Below are 15,432 nucleotides of genomic sequence, written 5' to 3' on the forward strand. Positions count from 1 at the left end.
GATGGTCACGATGGTTTCGTCACGCGCACGAGCTTGTGGTCGGGTCCGCGGGAGACTCACGGTGGTTTCGTCACGGTCCCCGGCGCTCCGCGCGGAGGGACCGGCTCAACCGACGCGCGGAGCGGTCTCAGTCACCTGTCCATCCGCCCTGAGTACCGGGACGGACAGAAGCGCGACGGACAGAACGTACAGAGATGCGACGGACACAGAAGGGAACGCCGCATTGAGGTCGCCGCATCAACTCCGCCTCCACCGACACGCCACTCAGAACATGAACACGCCAGATCGAGCATCGTGTGTTCTCTCCAAAGACCTCCGCGTTCCCCCTCAGACCTCGAACACAAATGTGCTCAGCGAATCCGCGGGCAGCACCGGGGTGAACACTTTGTCCCCGAGTAGGAGCGTGACCGGCTGCTCCTCCGACAGGTCGTTCTGAATCACGATCGCGACCGACCCGTCCGGGTTCCGGAATGCCAACTGGTTCTCGAATCCGGTGAAACTCTTCGCCTGGACTAGCCTTGCGCCGGGTTCCACGAAGTGGCTCACATGCTTGAGCACGTGGTACTCGTGGGTGTACTCGAACGTTGCAGTCTCGGGATCGACGACGACCAGCGAGTTCTGCGACCACCCCCACCTGCTCACTCCCCCGCGTTCCAGCGAGAGGTTCCAATACAGGTAGGCCTCGGCACCGTCCAGGAAGAAGTCCCGCATCAGCGCCCAGGAGTAGCGCGCGTAGCGCCAGTCATTCCTGCCGTCGCCGCATTCTTGCTCGGTCTGGTAGATCCGGAGCTCAGGATGTTCACGGTGAATGACCCTGACCGCGCCCTTCCCATGCCACTGCGCGCCGACGCCGGTGACGACAGCGGCCGCTTCGGGATCGGCGAGGACGGCGTTGAGCAGGTCCGGGTTTCCCCGTTCAAGCGTGCCGAAGAAGATCTCGACGCCACGCTGACCCATGACCGGACCGAGGTGACGCAGGAAGGCGGCCAGGCCGTCGGGCGTCCAGGTGCAACTCGGGAACACCTGAGCCGAGTTGAATTCGTTCTGGGGCATCACCATGCCGATGTCGATGCCCAGTTCCGCGTAGGCATCGATGAACTTACCGAAGTAATTGGCGTAGGCCCGCAGATAGGGTTCCTCGAGGATGAACATGTCGGTCCCCTCGCGGCCGACCTGATGCGGCTCCAGCCCGTTCTCGGACTGGCCCATCACCTTCACAGGCAGCGCGGCGGCGTAGTGGCCGTTGGTCTTCATCCAGGTCGGAGGGCTCCACGGAGAAGCCCACAACGCCAACCCCGGCTGCTGCTCGCGGGCCGCACGGATGAACGGGATGAGGGTTTCGTGGTCATTCTCGATGCTGAAGTGCTCAAGCTCGAAGTCGCCTGGAACCTCGTCGTAGGAGTACCAGTCGCGCGAGAAATCGTTCGCACCCACGGGCATGCGACCCACGGTGAAGTTCGCTCCCGCTCCTGGGGCGAACATTTCATGGAGGATCTCGCGGCGCTGCTCATCGGTGAGGGCGCCGAGCGAAGTCCAACCCATCTCATTGAAGGCGGGTCCGAAGCCTTCGATGCGTTGCAGTTGGGCGTCGAGGTCGACCATGACGTCTGGCATCCCGCTGAGCGCGCCCGCCGCCGTCGGCTCATGTTTCCTCCACGCCTCACTCCTCGTGGTGACGATCCATTCAGTGTTTCGCATCTGGCTGCTCCTCATCTCGGTTTCTTGGCTGTAGGTGTCCTGCTTCATGGCCTTCCTCATCGCACGCTCTTGATCCAGGCGATGGTCAGCGCCCCGAGCAAGGCAGCGCAGATCGAGATCATGAAGACGATCGAATAGCTGCCCGTGGCCACGACAACCGCTGAGGTGATGAGCGGGCCGATGGTCTGACCGGCCGTTGTCGACAGGTTGAGGATTCCGAGGTCCTTGCCCGCCTCCTTCTCACTCGGAAGCACATCGACGTTGAGCGCTTGGTCGACCGAGGTGTAGACGCCGTAACCGAGCCCGGCGATTGCGGCCATCAGGAACATCCCCGTCGTGGAGGGCATGAGCCACGGCATCGCCATGCCGATCGCGAACAGGACGCTGGAGACGACCACCGGGAGCTTGCGCCGACCGATCAGGTCAGACAGCGGCCCGGATACGACCGAGCCGATCAGTCCGACCACGAGCAGGATGATCGACATCGTCGCGATCGTCGCGGCCGACTCCAACACGTCTGACCGACGTGGTCCTGGATGATGTAAAGCTGGTAGGCCATGACCATCTGGTAGCTGATCAGCATGAATAGGCGCCCGACGAAGGCCTTGTAGAAATCGGGGGCGTGACGCGGGGGTCGGAACGACAGCAGGATGTCCTTGAGGCTCGACGCCACGGGCGGCAGGCCAGTCGACGACTTCTCCCTCGGCCACACCGCGAGCGCGATGACGCCGGAGACCGCCATGAGGGCGCCAGCCAGAAGGAACCCTGCCAGCGGGTTGGCGATGAACCGGGAACCGATGAGGGTTCCGATGGGCGCCCCGGCCGTGAGTCCGACGCCGAAGAAGGCGGAGATGGTGCCTCGTCTGCCTATCGGCACGCGGTCGGCGAGCACGGCAACACCCGGTGCCAGCATCATGTTGAGCCCGACCATGCACAACGTGTACACGATGATGATGAGGATGGGACTGGTCAGGAAACCGACCGCCGCGAGGCTGGCCCCACCCAGAACCGCGCCGCTCACAACCCATGGCGAGCGGCGGCCGAACCGGCTGCGGGTCCTGTCGGACAGGTTGCCGAACACGAGGTTCGAGACGAGGGAGACGATCGCAGTAACCGCGCTGATGGTGCCGAGCAGCGCCTCGGGGCTCTCGACCCCGATGTCACGCAGCCGCTGCGGCAGCAACACGGCCGCAACGACCATGAGCCCGACGATCCACAGGAGGCTGAAGAAGAAGCCGACTCCGAAGCGGAGCACATGCTTGGAGGTGAACGGTCGTCCTGTGTCGGGTGCGACCTCCGCCGGGGGGCGGGAGGCTCCTCCGACGGATGGCGTCCCCAGCTCCGGATTCGATTCGAATGAGTCCATCACTAACCTTCGTTGGTCATGGAGCGCCTGCGCTCCGCACGAGTGGCCGGGGCCGGATCGGCTCCGCCGAAACCTGTGGAAGATGGTGGGTCGGTCGCCTGCGTCCGACGCTTATCGAGTACCCACTAGATAACACTCCGAATGTAAATCCCCACCGTCGCGATGTCAATACCTACCACGTATAAAGTTTTTGCGGCGTGAACCCCACGGGGTGACGGCACAGTCGGCTACGGTATCGACGTGCCATCCTCTCCACGCCCCGCCCGGGTTCGCCTCACGCCGGAAGTGCGAGTCTCCCAGATCATCGCGGCGGCGAGCAGGATCATCGGCCAGCACGGTTACAACGCGATGACGCTGCAGGAGGTCGCCGACGAGGTGGGGATGTCCCTGCCCGGGATGCTGCACTACGTACACAACAAAGAGGGCCTGCTGAGGCTCATCATCGAGCAGGGCTACGACCGGCGCTTTGATCCCGAGGACTACATCGCGAGCGGCGATCCGGGGGCGACCCACCCCGATGGGGCTTCCCTGCCCGGCTACTTCCGGTTCCTGATCGCCAACAACGCCAAAGACCCCCACCTGATCAGGCTCTTCATGCAGCTGGGGGTCGAAGCCTCCGCCCTGGAACACCCCATGCACGCGTACTTCTCGATGCGCCCCGACAACGCATGGGGCCTCTACATGCAGACGAAGTGGCGCGTGCCGCCGTCCACAGGCGGGTTCCACCAGCTGCGACCGCTCGTCGAGATGACGCTCGCGGCTATGGACGGCCTACAGATCCGCAGCTTCCGGGAACCACCGATCGACCTGGTGACCGAGTGGGCACGATTTGAAGCCGTGTTGTTTCCTTCACCGCTCTGGGACGACTACCGCTGAGCCACCGAGCATCGATCTGGCCAGCGGCGTTCCAGGCCGCATTCAAGAGCTGGCCGCGGTCGCCTTGCGCACCACCTCCCCCGGCGCTCCGAGCACAGGCTGCTCGATACGTGCCCGCACAGACACCTCGACCACAATTGCCCGCCCCGAACCACGCACCTCACAGCCCGCGACCAGCACCTCGTTTCGCACCGCCGCCTGTCGGGCAGCCTCACACGGGTCGCCCCCTGCCACCGCTGCGCTCACCGCTGCCAAAGCCGACAACTCGGCCGACTGCTCAGCCTGCCGGGCAACCGCGAACCAGTGGATCAGCAGAGTCGCGACACAGAAGACGGCAAACGTCGCCAGAGCGATCCCGACCGTCAGCACGGCACCCGCGCTGCCTCGCTCATCGCGGCGGGCACGACGTTTCACGGCCCCTGTCCAGGTTCGTACGCGGCCCAGGCCTGCGCCCCGACGTCAACGACGCCAAACCCCAGAACCGAGACACCAACTCTCACCGAAGCGACCACCCCCGCGTCCTCACGCCGCACCTCGACCCTGGCATCCCGTGGGACCCGCCCCCTCGCCACGGCCAGCGCTTCCCCATCTCCCCTGGCGCTCTGCCTCGCGATCTGCGCACTGGACTCCGCGCAGGCGCTCTGCGCCACCCCGAGCATGGAAAGCGAGACCAGGCAGGCGGTCAACAGCACGGCCGTGATCGAACCGACGGCCAGCTCGACCGTCACCATGCCCCGCTCCCCCCGCCGGGGCGTCGGGCGGATGCCACCGCCGCCCGACCCCCGGGGGTACATCAGAGGCCCCCAGCAACCTGGCCGAAGATGTCGACGACCCAGTTGAACAGGGTCTGGAAGAAGGAGTTGTCGTTGAAGATTCGCAGCAGCACCAACGCCACGGCCGCTGCGGCGAGGAGACCGATCGCGTATTCGACGGTGGTCAGCCCGCGCTCGGCGAGCCGCCGCGGGCCACGATTCGGGCTGGGAACGAGATTGGACATTTCACAGATCCTTTCGCTGCGCCGACTGCGGTTCAGCCGGTCACCCCATCTATCCGCCGGTACTGCACCAATTCGTCGCCACGCGCACAACCTGTGGACAGCCAAGATGGACAACACCTGTTCCTGTGGACATCCGTTTCAGTCGAGCAGCAGGGCCAGCAGCTCAGCCGCATCCGGCTTGCTGAGCACCTGATTGGCGTTGCCGCACTTGGGCGAGACGACGCAAGATGGGCACCCATCGGCGCAACTGCAGCGCACCAGCCGTTCAAGGGTGGCGCGCAGCCAACCATCGGCGACCTCGAACCCCCTGGCCGCAAAGCCGGCCCCGCCTTCCAACCCGTCGTGCACGAAAACCGTCGGTAGGCCCGTGTCGGGATGAAGAGCCGTGCTCACCCCGCCGATGTCCCAGCGGTCGCACGGCGCGAACGCGGGCAGCAACCCGATGGCGGTGTGCTCCATCGCATGCAGCGCCGCGCCGGTTCTCGCATCGGGCCACCCGAGCCGACGCACCAGGTGCGCGGGCACCGTCCACCACACGGCCTGCGTGCCCATGCGGCGGGCAGACATCTCCATCGGGGTCGAGTCCCACACGTCATGCGTGACCTCGTCGCGTCGGAGGTAGCCCAGCACCTGCGTGTCGAGCCGCACTTGGCCGTGGCATATCTTCGTGCCACCCAGCGGCTTGCGACCGGCCTCGGCGAGGATCTGGATGTCGAAGATCGATTGCGCTTGCGTGTAGTAGTGGGGCCGTGAGGCCACCACCAACGCCTGGTTCTCCTCAGCATCCAGCGCCTCGACCAGGAAGGACTCGCCCTGATGGAGATAGACCGCCCCCGGATGCACCGTCCGATCGGCCGCCACCGCGTCGACGACGCCCAGCACCCTGCCTGTTTCATGTTCGATGATGTCGAGCGGGCGTTGACCCATCGACCGCAGGTTGATGAAGTCGACGGCCCGGTCGGGGCGGGTCCAGTAGTACCTGCCCCGGCGGTCACGCAACACCCCTTGTTCGACGAGGGCACAGGCTGTGGCCGTGGTGGCGGGCCCGAACCAGCATTCGTCGGCCGAAGTCAGCGGCGATTCCTGCGCTGCGGCAGCCAGGTGCAGGCCCAGAACGCGTGCATTCTCTGGATGCAGGATGGCCCGTTCGATTGACGATTCGCCCAGCAACTCAGGGTGTTCGAGCAGGTAGGCATCCAGCGGATTCTCGCTGGCAAGCAGCACGACCAGCGCATCCTGCCCCCGTCGTCCGGCGCGCCCGGCCTGCTGCCAGAAGGACGCGATCCGCCCGGGAAAACCGGAGACGAGGACGGCGTCCATCCCCGCGATATCGACGCCCAGTTCCAGCGCGTTGGTACTGGCGAGACCGCAAAGGTCGCCCGAGTGGAGGGCCGCTTCGAGGGCCCTCCTGTCAGCGGCGAGATAGCCGCCCCGGTAGGAGGCGATCCTTCGCGGCTCGACGGCCCGTTCCTGCGCCGCGACGGAGACGAGCTCGGCTCCCTGCCTGGACGCGACGAACGCGATCGTCTGGACTCCTGTGTCGGAAAGCCCGGCCAGCAGGCGCGCAGTATCGGTGCGCAGGGACACCGACGGCCGCCACAGCGCAACGGTGCGTCGCCCGGCCGGCGAGCCGTCCTGCGACACGACCCGCACCGCATCCTCACCGATCAGCGCACCGGCGAACTCGTCGGCGTTCGGCATCGTCGCAGAAGACAGCGCGACCACCGGGTCCGCACCGTGCAACGACGCGACCCGGCGCAACCGCCGGATGACCTGCGCGACATGGGCACCAAAGACGCCCTGGTAACGGTGTGCCTCGTCGACGACGATGTAGCGCAGCGACCCGAGGAAAGAGGCCCAGCGCTCATGGTTGGGCAGCACCGAGAAATGAAGCATGTCGGGGTTCGTCAGGATGAACGAGGCGTGCTCACGCGCGAAACGCCGTTCGGCCGCATCGGAGTCACCGTCGAGGGTGGCGACACGCCAACCGGTTGGTCCAAGGGCCGCCGCGGCGCGCGCCTGGTCGTGCGCCAGCGCCTTGGTCGGCGCGAGGTAGAGCGCAGTGTGCCGGGGCGCCGTCACGCGAGATCGAACCGAATCGACGGTGACCCCGACGGTCTGGTCGACCGTGGCGGCGATGATCGGGAGGAGATAGCCGAGGCTCTTGCCCGAGCCGGTTGGCGTGCTGATGATGGCGTGCTTCCCACCGAACAGGAGTTCGGCGAACTCGCCCTGATGCGACCATGGGGCCGTGATTCCGGCGGCCGCGATCCTCTGAACCGACTCGGCGGCCAACCATTCAGGCCAGCCGGCGGCAACACCCGCCCGCGCGTCACGCACCGTGGTGGCCACCACCTCGTCGCAGCCCAACACCCACTCGAAACTCACGGGTCCAACTGTGCCAGCCTCATCCGACAGTTCAGCCGAAGAACCCCTCGAGCAGGCCCGCGATTATCGGGACGACGCCGACCAGGATGAAGGCGGGTAGGAAGCAGAGCATCAACGGGATGACGGACTTGACCCCAACCTTCCGGGCGGCCTTGAGCGCCTCGTCGTCTCTCTCCCGTCTCGCGTCGTCCGCGTGAATCCGCAGAAGGTCAGCCAATGCCGTTCCGGATCTTTCGGCCCGTGCGACGTCGGCCGCCACCCGCCCCCAAACCGGGTCGCCGCGCAGCTGAGCCCATGCATCCTGGGGGGTCTGCCCGAGCGCCAGCCGCGCCGCAACCTCAGCCAAGACGGTCCCGGTCGGGGCCCGGGACACGGCCGCGACCGCCTCCACGGCCCGCACCATCGGCTGGCCTGCATCCAATGCCACCGCCAGAAACTCCAACGCGCCCGGTAGTTGTTCGACTGCGTCACGCACGTCCACCCGACGGCGCACGAAACCTGAACCGACCCAGGCGGCAGGGCCGAGCACGGCTCCGGCCACCAGCCCTGAGACACCGGGCACGAGCAGCAGTGCGGCGGTCGCGGCGGCGATACCAGCCAAGGCCCGCAGCAGCGGCGGGAGTGTGCCGGGCACTTTGACGCGCCACGGAGGGCGCCGACCCTGAGCCCGAGCCAGCGCCGCGGCCGGGTGCGGGACAAGAAGGAGCGCGGCTGACGCGGCCACGAGCGCGGCGAGCACCGTGAGGTTCACCGTGAACACCCCTGCGTCCGAGACAGCGCATCTATCCAGAGCACTCCCGCTGCGGTCAGGGCGACCCCCACGACCGCGAGGATCTGCCCCAACGGCTCCCCCGTGAGGAAGGCAATCGGGTTCACCCCGACGGTGAAGCCGAGCCCCACCGCGAGAAATGGCAGTGCCGCCATGATGTGGCCGCTGGCGCGTGCGGCGGCGAGTTCAGCCTCGACCACCGCCCCCACCTGCTGCTCGCGCCGCAGGGTGTCGGCCACCCCGGCGAGGATCTCTGCGATCGGGGCCCCGGTTCGTTCGCTCAACCTCCAGGCCGCGGAGATGGCCATCAGGGGTTCCCTCCCTGGTCGCCCGGCACAACGCTCAAGCTCACCGCCGACGTCGCCACCAAGTCTTGCGGCGGCGGCAGTGGATGCGAGCACCGGGCAGTCCGTGGCGGCGTCGGCCAGCGCCACAGAAGGGATCTGACCTGCCTGCAGCAGCGACGACAGCACCCGGGCGGCCCGGGCGCATTCCCGCACCGCTTCCCGGTCACGACGACGTCGGGCGTGCCCACGGATGAGAAACCAGACGGTGGCCGAAGCGATCGCTGCAGCCAACGCCAGCATGCCTATCGGAGGGTGCAGCGCAGCACCCGCTAGCGCTGCGACCGCAGGAACCAACACGGGCATGGGAACCCGAAGGGCCGCGTACGCACGCCTCGACCCGGACCGCACAACGAGTCGGTCTCGGGGCGGGCCACCTATCAGCAGCGCCCCACCGAGCGCGGCGAACAAGACGGCCGTGATCATGCGGAGCCCCGGAGATGCGCCCCCGCGGGGGTGTAGATGACGCCGTCCACGCTCAGGGTGGCCGCCGGCTCCACCGTCACCCACCCGTCGACCCCACGCACGAAGGAGCCAATCTCAGCAACTCTCCGGCGACCGTCCGCTCCCCGTGTGACGTGGATCACAAGCCGTAAGGCTGAAGCCACCTGGGCGTGGCAGGCGTCGCGTGACATGCCTCCCAGCGCGGCGAGGGCCTCCAGCCGCGCCATCACGTCGCCGGTGGAGTTGGCGTGTACGGTGCCGCATCCGCCTTCGTGACCAGTGTTGAGCGCGGTGAGGAGGTCTGCGATCTCAGGGCCTCGGACCTCGCCGAGCACGACCCGGTCGGGCCTCATCCGGAGAGCCTGACGGACAAGCGTGGTCAGCGTGATCGCGCCTGTACCCTCCGCATTTGCTGGTCGACCCTCGAGACGTACGCAGTGTGGGTGCTCGGGCACCAGTTCGCGGGCGTCTTCCACCAGCACGATGCGTTCCCCCGGTGGCACCAGCGCCAGCAGCGCCGCAAGCAGCGTGGTCTTGCCGCTACCGGTGCCGCCGGTGATCAGAAACGGCTCCTTCCTTGCGACGATACCTGCCAGAAGCGCGGCTCCCTCTGCCGAGAGCGACCCCGCTTCGATGAGGTCGCCGAGTGCGAAGCTTCGTCTGGCTGGCACCCGCAGCGAGAGGCACGTGCCGGGCTCCGCCACCGGTGCCAGGACCGCGTGCAGCCGGGCACCTCCTGGGAGGCGACCGTCCACGAAGGGGGATGCGTCGTCCAGCCGTCGACCGGCCGCTGCGGCCAGCCTGATCGCGAGCCTACGCACCTGTTCATCATCGACGAAGGTGAGCGGGGCCCGCTCCAACCCGCTGCCACGGTCGACGAATACCTGCCCGGGCCCGTTGACAACCACATCGGACACGTCGGGTTCGTTCAGCAACTCCTCCAACGGCCCGGCGCCGGTGCTGCCGCGCCGCAATTCCGCGAGGGTCTCACGGATGAGCGCGTCGGTGAGCACAACACCCTGAGCCCGCAGTGCGGCGGCGACATCCAGCGGGCTGAAGGGTCTCCCCAGTGACGCCAGGTCGGTGCGGAGCTCATCGAGGACGACCTCAGGCATCGCGCAGGCACCTCCACAACGACGAGGCGTCCCGCTTGAGCCGCCTGGCCGGCCCTGGCACCGGAGGCATCCCCAACTCGGCCAGCCGGGGCACCGCCTTGTCGTGACCGACCGCACCCATCAGCTCGAGGCCGAGGGTGCGGGCCACCACCTCAGGCGGGATCCGACGGCCCGGGCCGGACCGCACCACCATGCCGGTCACTTTCGGCCCCGCCATCTGCGCCGCCGCGACAGAACGCACGTCGGCCCCGACCACCAGCACCGAAAGGTCGGCCATGACCGGTACCGGCCCTCTACCCGCGTCGATCAGGGTGAGCGCCGCCGATCGTGCCAGGGCCGCGAGCACAACCCGGGTGGCCTCGTCTGTAGGCGGTGGGTCGTCGCCTCGGCCGTGGGAGAGGAAGGCGGCTCCCCCGACCTGGGGCAGCTCGGACGTGAGGTCGCCCAGCTCCCCCCGGGACCGCGCCAGATCGGGCCAGCGGACACCGTCGGACGTCTCGGCCCCGACCACCAGATCGATTCCGCCGCTGGCCGGAGCAAGATCCACAGCCACGACATCTTCGCCGGCCTTCGCCCCGATCAGCGCAACCGCTGACACCAGGGTGCTCACCCCCAGGCCACCGGAGGCGCCCAGCAGCGCGACGATGCGGCCCATCTGAGGTGTTGTCTGCCCCGCCCGCGAGATGACCGTGGCCAGGTGCCCGGCGCCGTCCGGCAGCGGGATCACCGGGATGCCCAGCTCTGCAGAACAGCGCGTCAACTCCTCCGAGGAGGTGCCGACGACGAACGCCTCGCCTGGACGGACAGGCCCCCAACGCGTCGCGCTGTCCGCCCCGAGCAGGCGCACTGCGGCCCCTGCCCACCCGGAGTCGAGCCCAGCGGCATCAGAGACGATGCGTAGGTCGACCTGCAACGCGGCGGCGCAGACCTGAACGGCCTCGATCACAAACGGATCCCGGGTACAGAGGAGAGCGTGTGGTGTCATGCCCTATCTATCCGACGCTGCGGCCGCAATATCACATCCTCGTTGGAACCTGTGCACAACTCGACGCACTCCGAGACCCCTCAGGAGTTGGTTAGGCTAGGTGGGTGAACCCGACCGGGAAGGAACCCATGACGCGCGCCACCATCCCATCCGACGCTATCGAGTGGCTGTCGGCGTGGAGAGGCGTTCGGGCTCTGGTGTTGGCCGAGGACGCCGCCTGGCCGCGGCGTCTGGATCGCGCTGGGCACCACATCTTCGTGATGAGTGACGACCCCGACCTTGCCGCACAGCTGAACCCGCTGCCCCGGATCAACGCGTTCGTCGCACGCCCCGAGGCAATCCCCACCGACCCCTTCCAGTTCGAGGTCGTCTTCGTCCACCAGCGGCTGCACCGTTTCGATCTTTCCCAGGCACTTCCGCAGATCGCACGTGTGCTGCGGCCGGGAGGCTGCCTCAGCGCCTCATACCTGATCCGCGATGACTCAGTTCCCTGGGTCCGTCGGCTCGCCGCTCTGCTCCGCCGCTTCGACCCGATGGCGATGAAGGGCAACTACGGCAATGACAGCCTCGCGGCGCTGAAGGAGAGCCGCTACTTCCCGGAGACCGAGGAACGTGCCTTCCGGGTCTGGCAGAGCGTGAGTCATGAGGATCTCCTGAACCTGGTGCGAAGGCAGCCCCTTGCCGCGAACCTGGACGAAACGCAGCTCAGCGCGCTGCTGCGGCAGGTCAGCGAACTTTTCGACAGCGCCGTCCGGCCGGGCGAGAGCCTGCGGCTGCCTTTCCAGCTCATCTGCTGCCGCGCGTGGGTCAACCATGAGGGGCTGACGGCCACTGTGGCGCTCCCGGAGAGTGCACTGTCCATCCCCCTTTGACCCGACGGCCCCGGTGGCAGTGGCCCAACCGTGCTCGGCGCCTGCCGATACATTGCGGCTAAGCTGACTCTGCGGAAGGAGAGCCATGCCAATCGAGCAACGCCACCCCCTGGTGGAGATCAAGGACACCGTCGCCGAGTTCGTCTCCAAGGAGACAGAGCTTGCGGCCGCCGAGCTGAAGCCCAGCGCGAAGGCCGCAGGTATCGGTGCAGGCTTCTTCGCGGGCGCCGCGGTGTTCGTGTTTCATGCCCTCTGGATGCTCGTCATCCTGATCGCCTTGTCCATCGGGCTCCTGCTGTATGCCGTCACCCCGATGGGGCCGTGGGGTTCGTTCACGCTAGGTTTCCTGGCGTCGGTGCTTATCTCATTGCTGATCGCCGGGGTCCTGTTCACTCTCGGTCGAGGCAAGTTCTCGCAGGTGAAGAAGCCCGAGGCGACCATCACCGAAGCGAAGGCGACCCTCGACGCCGTCGTCGATGCGATCACTTCGAGGGGCAAGGGGTCTGCGGTGGAAACCAAGCCGTCCCACCGGCCCAGCTTCCGCGCCCCGGACGATGGCCAGGTCGCCTGACCGCATCACCGGCGCGTCGGCGTCTGGATCGGGTGGCCGGGACGCCGCTCCAACTGGCAGGCTAGGGCCATGACCAAATGGGAATACTTCGTCGCCCCGATCCTGTCCCACGTTGCGCAGCAGTTGCTCAACAACTTCGGTTCGGAGGGCTGGGAGCTGATCCAACTCGCCCCCGGCCCGAACCCCGACACGCTCGTCGGCTACTTCAAGCGTCCGTCCGCATCCTGATGACGGCCTCGCAGCGGCTCGCCGAGCTCGGAATCGAGCTACCTCCGGTGGCCGCCCCGGTCGCCGCCTACGTGCCTGCCACCCGCGTCGGCGACCAGATCTGGACCTCCGGCCAGCTGCCTTTCGCCGACGGCGTCCTCACCGCGACCGGCAAGGTGGGCGACGCCGTCGCCCAGGATCTGGGGACGGAGGCGGCGCGGGTTGCCGCCCTGAACGCGGTGGCGGCTGCGGCAGCCGTCGCAGGAGGGGTCGACCGGATCCGACGCGTCGTCAAGGTGGTGGTATTCGTGGCGAGCGCCCCGGGGTTCACGGGTCAACCCGCCGTCGCCAACGGCGCATCGCTGCTTCTCGGAGAGATTTTCGGTGAGCAGGGCACGCACGTGCGAAGCGCCGTCGGGGTCGCCGTGCTCCCCCTCGATGCACCCGTCGAGGTTGAGCTGATCGTCGAGGCCTGATGGGCCAACCCGAGGCGATCAATGAGGCGCTGGCCGGTCAGTATCCACAGGCCCGCGCCGAGCTGGACTTCCGCTCGCCGTTCGAGCTGTTGATCGCCACGGTGTTGTCGGCCCAGTCGACCGACCGGCGTGTCAACTCGGTCACGCCTGAGCTCTTCCGGCGCTACCCGACCCCGCTCGACCTGGCCGGGGCCGAGGCGTCCGACGTCGAGGCGATCATCCAGCCGGTCGGTTTCTACCGCAACAAGACCACGGCCATCATCGGGCTGTCGCGCAGGCTCGTGGACCAGTTCGACGGGGCCGTGCCTGCAACCCTCGATGAATTGGTGACGCTCCCTGGTGTCGGCCGAAAGACGGCCAACGTCGTCCTCGGCAACGCGTTCGGCGTACCAGGCATCACCCCGGACACCCACCTGATCCGGCTGGCCAACCGGTTCGGCTGGGTTGACAACACCAAGCCGGACACGGTTGAGAGGGCGGTAGGAGCTCTGTTCCCGCCATCGGAGTGGGTGATGGTGTGCCATCGCGTCATCTGGCACGGCCGCCGCTGTTGCCACGCACGACGTCCAGCATGTGGCGCCTGCGTCATCTACGATCTCTGCCCGAGCAGGGACATCGGAGAGCAGGACCGGGTAAAGGCCGCGGCGCTCATCCGGGAGCCCCGCGCCTGACGGGTATGCTCGTTCGCGATGAGAATCAGAAGGATGACAGGAGTCGCGGCGGCCCTCATGCTGCTGGCCGCCTGTTCCACCTCCACTTCTGGTGTGAGTGCACCGGCTCCCACCGCCTCGTCCACCTCACCTGCCGATCTTGAGGCCCTACGAATCAAGTTCGGGCTGCCGGACTGCCCCGTCACCGACCCTGAAGCAGCCCAGATCGAAGACGGGCTGCCGCAGACTGCATTGCCCTGCCTCGGCAGCGACAAGGTCGTCAATCTGGCCGGGTTGCCACGCACGCCCACGATCATCAACTTCTGGGCGCAGTGGTGCGCCCCGTGTCGCGCCGAGTCGCCGTTCCTGCGAGGGGCCCTGTCGAAACTCGACGGCGTGAGTTTCATCGGCGTCAACTACAACGACCCGTTGCCGGACTGGGCGTTGGAGTTCGCCAGCGTGGCCGGTTGGGACTATCCGCACGTCATGGACCAGGACAAGCAGCTCAGGGCCCCCATGCAGGTACCGGGCATCCCGACCACCTATTTCGTCGCCGCCGACGGCACTATCGCAGGCGTCCATGCCGGCGAGCTCACGTCGGAGCAGCAACTGCTCGACCTGGCCGAACAGTATCTCGGGAGCAACTGATCATTCATGGCTTGGCTACGACGTACCGCGGGGGTGTCATGACCCCCGGCCCGGTTTTCGACCCACTCATCGAGGCACTCTCGGCTCGACCTACCCGGCGTATCGCCGACGAGGAGCGCACGCCACGCGGTGAACGAGCCGCCGCCGTGCTGATGCTCTTCACCGACACCCCCGACCCCGCCCTCACGTTCGTCACCCGCGCCGAGACCCTCCGCAGGCACGCCGGTCAGATCGCGCTTCCCGGCGGAAGGGTGGATCCCGGAGACCTGGGGCGGGCCGACACCGCCCTGCGGGAGGCAAACGAGGAAATCGGCCTCCTGAGGAGCGGCGTCGCGATCTTCGGCGAGTTGCCTCCCCTGTGGGTCCCGGCGTCAGGCTACGACGTGACGACGGTGTTAGCTGCCTGGGACGGCCACCAGCGGCTGCACCCCGTCGACCCGGCAGAGACCGGGGCCGTACACCAGTACCCGGTCTCGCAGCTGGCCTCAAACGAGGTGCGGGTCACCGGGAGACATCCGAGCGGCTTCCGCGGGCCCGCCTTCGCGCTCGGCGACCAGTTCATCTGGGGTCTCACGGCGCTTCTCGTGGACTGGGTGCTTGAGTTGGCAGGCTGGCGTCAGCCGTGGGACGAAGACCGCATCGTCGACGTCCCGAAACGCTTCATGCGTGACTGACCCGGACGACCTCAGCGGATCCGGTTGGCGGGAAACATCGTGATCGGGGCACCCGCAGTGTCGGTGAAGGTCACCAGGACGTCATGCCACGATTCGATGTCCGGCCTGGAGCGCAGCAAGGCCCGGCGTTCCCGCTCGGTCATGCCTCCCCAGACACCCCATTCGATCTGGTTGTCGAGGGCCTCAGCCAGGCACTCCGAGCGTACCGGGCACCCGACACAGACCGATCGGGCACGTTTCTGGTCTTTTCCTTCAGGGAAGAGCTCGTCGGCCAATTCTCGACACTTGGCCCGCAGCGTCCATTCGCTGGCTTCTGCAAGAGACATGTGCTGCCCTCCTTCGCGCAGATCCG

20 protein-coding genes are annotated in these 15,432 nt (G+C 67.2%); 8 read left to right on the top strand and 12 right to left on the bottom strand.

Annotated elements, in window-relative coordinates:
- Positions 1-327: 327 nt before the first annotated feature.
- The 3 genes from BUC15_RS09900 to BUC15_RS09905 are packed head-to-tail and all read right to left on the bottom strand — an operon-like array spanning position 328 to position 3,064.
- Entirely contained in the window at positions 328-1,698 is a 1,371-nt protein-coding gene (locus BUC15_RS09900) for a glycoside hydrolase family 30 protein (protein ID WP_139280200.1), read from the bottom strand.
- A gap of 56 nt (positions 1,699-1,754) precedes the next feature.
- Entirely contained in the window at positions 1,755-2,183 is a 429-nt protein-coding gene (locus BUC15_RS20420) for an MFS transporter (RefSeq protein ID WP_217652191.1), read from the bottom strand.
- The gene (locus BUC15_RS09905; RefSeq protein ID WP_217652192.1) at positions 2,153-3,064 is read right to left on the bottom strand and encodes an MFS transporter; all 912 of its coding nucleotides are present in this window, start codon (positions 3,062-3,064) and stop codon (positions 2,153-2,155) included. The genes BUC15_RS20420 and BUC15_RS09905 overlap by 31 nt, the downstream gene beginning before the upstream one ends.
- Before the next feature lie 240 nt (positions 3,065-3,304).
- Between BUC15_RS09905 and BUC15_RS09910 the strand changes: the two genes are divergently transcribed.
- Complete coding sequence (locus tag BUC15_RS09910) at positions 3,305-3,940, top strand: TetR/AcrR family transcriptional regulator (protein ID WP_217652193.1); 636 nt, start codon at positions 3,305-3,307, stop codon at positions 3,938-3,940.
- A gap of 42 nt (positions 3,941-3,982) precedes the next feature.
- On the opposite strand, the gene BUC15_RS09915 is transcribed toward BUC15_RS09910, so the two are convergent.
- The 8 genes from BUC15_RS09915 to ssd form a co-directional block, all read right to left on the bottom strand.
- Positions 3,983-4,354 carry a hypothetical protein gene (locus tag BUC15_RS09915; RefSeq protein ID WP_073187712.1) on the bottom strand — a complete coding sequence of 124 codons (372 nt, stop codon included), beginning with the start codon at positions 4,352-4,354 and terminating at the stop codon, positions 3,983-3,985.
- Complete coding sequence (locus BUC15_RS09920) at positions 4,351-4,671, bottom strand: TadE family type IV pilus minor pilin (protein ID WP_139280201.1); 321 nt, start codon at positions 4,669-4,671, stop codon at positions 4,351-4,353. Before BUC15_RS09920 ends, BUC15_RS09915 begins: the two co-directional genes overlap by 4 nt.
- A 62-nt stretch (positions 4,672-4,733) precedes the next feature.
- Positions 4,734-4,937: a DUF4244 domain-containing protein gene (locus tag BUC15_RS09925; RefSeq protein ID WP_073187717.1), complete on the bottom strand. Its 204-nt coding sequence runs from the start codon at positions 4,935-4,937 to the stop codon at positions 4,734-4,736.
- Between the two features lie 138 nt (positions 4,938-5,075).
- Positions 5,076-7,325 (bottom strand): DEAD/DEAH box helicase, encoded by a 2,250-nt coding sequence (locus BUC15_RS09930; protein WP_073187718.1) that lies wholly within the window; start codon positions 7,323-7,325, stop codon positions 5,076-5,078.
- Between the two features lie 31 nt (positions 7,326-7,356).
- On the bottom strand, positions 7,357-8,076 hold the full coding sequence (locus tag BUC15_RS09935; RefSeq protein WP_139280202.1) for a type II secretion system F family protein: 720 nt from the start codon (positions 8,074-8,076) through the stop codon (positions 7,357-7,359).
- Positions 8,073-8,864, bottom strand: coding sequence for a type II secretion system F family protein (locus tag BUC15_RS09940; RefSeq protein WP_139280203.1), 792 nt, complete (start codon positions 8,862-8,864; stop codon positions 8,073-8,075). The genes BUC15_RS09935 and BUC15_RS09940 overlap by 4 nt, the downstream gene beginning before the upstream one ends.
- Positions 8,861-9,997, bottom strand: a complete 1,137-nt coding sequence (locus BUC15_RS09945) for a TadA family conjugal transfer-associated ATPase (RefSeq protein WP_073187726.1) — start codon at positions 9,995-9,997, stop codon at positions 8,861-8,863. Before BUC15_RS09945 ends, BUC15_RS09940 begins: the two co-directional genes overlap by 4 nt.
- On the bottom strand, positions 9,990-10,982 hold the full coding sequence (gene ssd / locus BUC15_RS09950) for a septum site-determining protein Ssd (RefSeq protein ID WP_073187729.1): 993 nt from the start codon (positions 10,980-10,982) through the stop codon (positions 9,990-9,992). The genes BUC15_RS09945 and ssd overlap by 8 nt, the downstream gene beginning before the upstream one ends.
- 104 nt (positions 10,983-11,086) lie before the next feature.
- Here ssd and BUC15_RS09955 point away from each other — a divergent pair, with 104 nt between their 5' ends.
- From BUC15_RS09955 to BUC15_RS09980, 7 genes are all read left to right on the top strand, one after another.
- Positions 11,087-11,854 carry a class I SAM-dependent methyltransferase gene (locus tag BUC15_RS09955; protein ID WP_139280204.1) on the top strand — a complete coding sequence of 256 codons (768 nt, stop codon included), beginning with the start codon at positions 11,087-11,089 and terminating at the stop codon, positions 11,852-11,854.
- 85 nt (positions 11,855-11,939) lie between these two features.
- Positions 11,940-12,425, top strand: a complete 486-nt coding sequence (locus BUC15_RS09960; protein ID WP_073187735.1) for a phage holin family protein — start codon at positions 11,940-11,942, stop codon at positions 12,423-12,425.
- Positions 12,426-12,494: 69 nt separating this feature from the next.
- On the top strand, positions 12,495-12,653 hold the full coding sequence (gene sp36 / locus BUC15_RS19915) for a Sp36 family protein (protein WP_175558296.1): 159 nt from the start codon (positions 12,495-12,497) through the stop codon (positions 12,651-12,653).
- Entirely contained in the window at positions 12,653-13,108 is a 456-nt protein-coding gene (locus BUC15_RS09965; RefSeq protein WP_073187738.1) for a RidA family protein, read from the top strand. The genes sp36 and BUC15_RS09965 overlap by 1 nt, the downstream gene beginning before the upstream one ends.
- Positions 13,108-13,779, top strand: coding sequence for an endonuclease III (gene nth, locus BUC15_RS09970; RefSeq protein WP_073187742.1), 672 nt, complete (start codon positions 13,108-13,110; stop codon positions 13,777-13,779). Before BUC15_RS09965 ends, nth begins: the two co-directional genes overlap by 1 nt.
- An 18-nt stretch (positions 13,780-13,797) precedes the next feature.
- Positions 13,798-14,406 (top strand): TlpA family protein disulfide reductase, encoded by a 609-nt coding sequence (locus BUC15_RS09975; RefSeq protein ID WP_084189496.1) that lies wholly within the window; start codon positions 13,798-13,800, stop codon positions 14,404-14,406.
- Positions 14,407-14,417: 11 nt separating this feature from the next.
- Complete coding sequence (locus BUC15_RS09980) at positions 14,418-15,080, top strand: NUDIX hydrolase (protein ID WP_139280205.1); 663 nt, start codon at positions 14,418-14,420, stop codon at positions 15,078-15,080.
- Between the two features lie 11 nt (positions 15,081-15,091).
- Here BUC15_RS09980 and BUC15_RS09985 read toward each other — a convergent pair whose 3' ends face one another.
- The gene (locus BUC15_RS09985; protein ID WP_073187750.1) at positions 15,092-15,406 is read right to left on the bottom strand and encodes a WhiB family transcriptional regulator; all 315 of its coding nucleotides are present in this window, start codon (positions 15,404-15,406) and stop codon (positions 15,092-15,094) included.
- Between the last annotated feature and the right edge of the window lie 26 nt (positions 15,407-15,432).

The organism is Tessaracoccus bendigoensis DSM 12906 (assembly GCF_900141915.1).
In the GTDB taxonomy this organism is placed as follows: Bacteria; Actinomycetota; Actinomycetes; order Propionibacteriales; family Propionibacteriaceae; genus Arachnia; species Arachnia bendigoensis.

Excerpts from the sequence above, each read along its gene's own strand:
- BUC15_RS09900 (WP_139280200.1), bottom strand. The coding sequence starts at position 1,698 with ATGCGAAACACTGAATGGATCGTCACCACGAGGAGTGAGGCGTGGAGG.
- BUC15_RS20420 (WP_217652191.1), bottom strand. The coding sequence starts at position 2,183 with ATGTCGATCATCCTGCTCGTGGTCGGACTGATCGGCTCGGTCGTATCC.
- BUC15_RS09905 (WP_217652192.1), bottom strand. The coding sequence starts at position 3,064 with ATGGACTCATTCGAATCGAATCCGGAGCTGGGGACGCCATCCGTCGGA.
- BUC15_RS09920 (WP_139280201.1), bottom strand. The coding sequence starts at position 4,671 with ATGGTGACGGTCGAGCTGGCCGTCGGTTCGATCACGGCCGTGCTGTTG.
- BUC15_RS09925 (WP_073187717.1), bottom strand. The coding sequence starts at position 4,937 with ATGTCCAATCTCGTTCCCAGCCCGAATCGTGGCCCGCGGCGGCTCGCC.
- BUC15_RS09940 (WP_139280203.1), bottom strand. The coding sequence starts at position 8,864 with ATGATCACGGCCGTCTTGTTCGCCGCGCTCGGTGGGGCGCTGCTGATA.
- BUC15_RS09945 (WP_073187726.1), bottom strand. The coding sequence starts at position 9,997 with ATGCCTGAGGTCGTCCTCGATGAGCTCCGCACCGACCTGGCGTCACTG.
- ssd (WP_073187729.1), bottom strand. The coding sequence starts at position 10,982 with ATGACACCACACGCTCTCCTCTGTACCCGGGATCCGTTTGTGATCGAG.
- BUC15_RS09960 (WP_073187735.1), top strand. The coding sequence starts at position 11,940 with ATGCCAATCGAGCAACGCCACCCCCTGGTGGAGATCAAGGACACCGTC.
- sp36 (WP_175558296.1), top strand. The coding sequence starts at position 12,495 with ATGACCAAATGGGAATACTTCGTCGCCCCGATCCTGTCCCACGTTGCG.
- BUC15_RS09965 (WP_073187738.1), top strand. The coding sequence starts at position 12,653 with ATGACGGCCTCGCAGCGGCTCGCCGAGCTCGGAATCGAGCTACCTCCG.
- nth (WP_073187742.1), top strand. The coding sequence starts at position 13,108 with ATGGGCCAACCCGAGGCGATCAATGAGGCGCTGGCCGGTCAGTATCCA.
- BUC15_RS09975 (WP_084189496.1), top strand. The coding sequence starts at position 13,798 with ATGAGAATCAGAAGGATGACAGGAGTCGCGGCGGCCCTCATGCTGCTG.
- BUC15_RS09985 (WP_073187750.1), bottom strand. The coding sequence starts at position 15,406 with ATGTCTCTTGCAGAAGCCAGCGAATGGACGCTGCGGGCCAAGTGTCGA.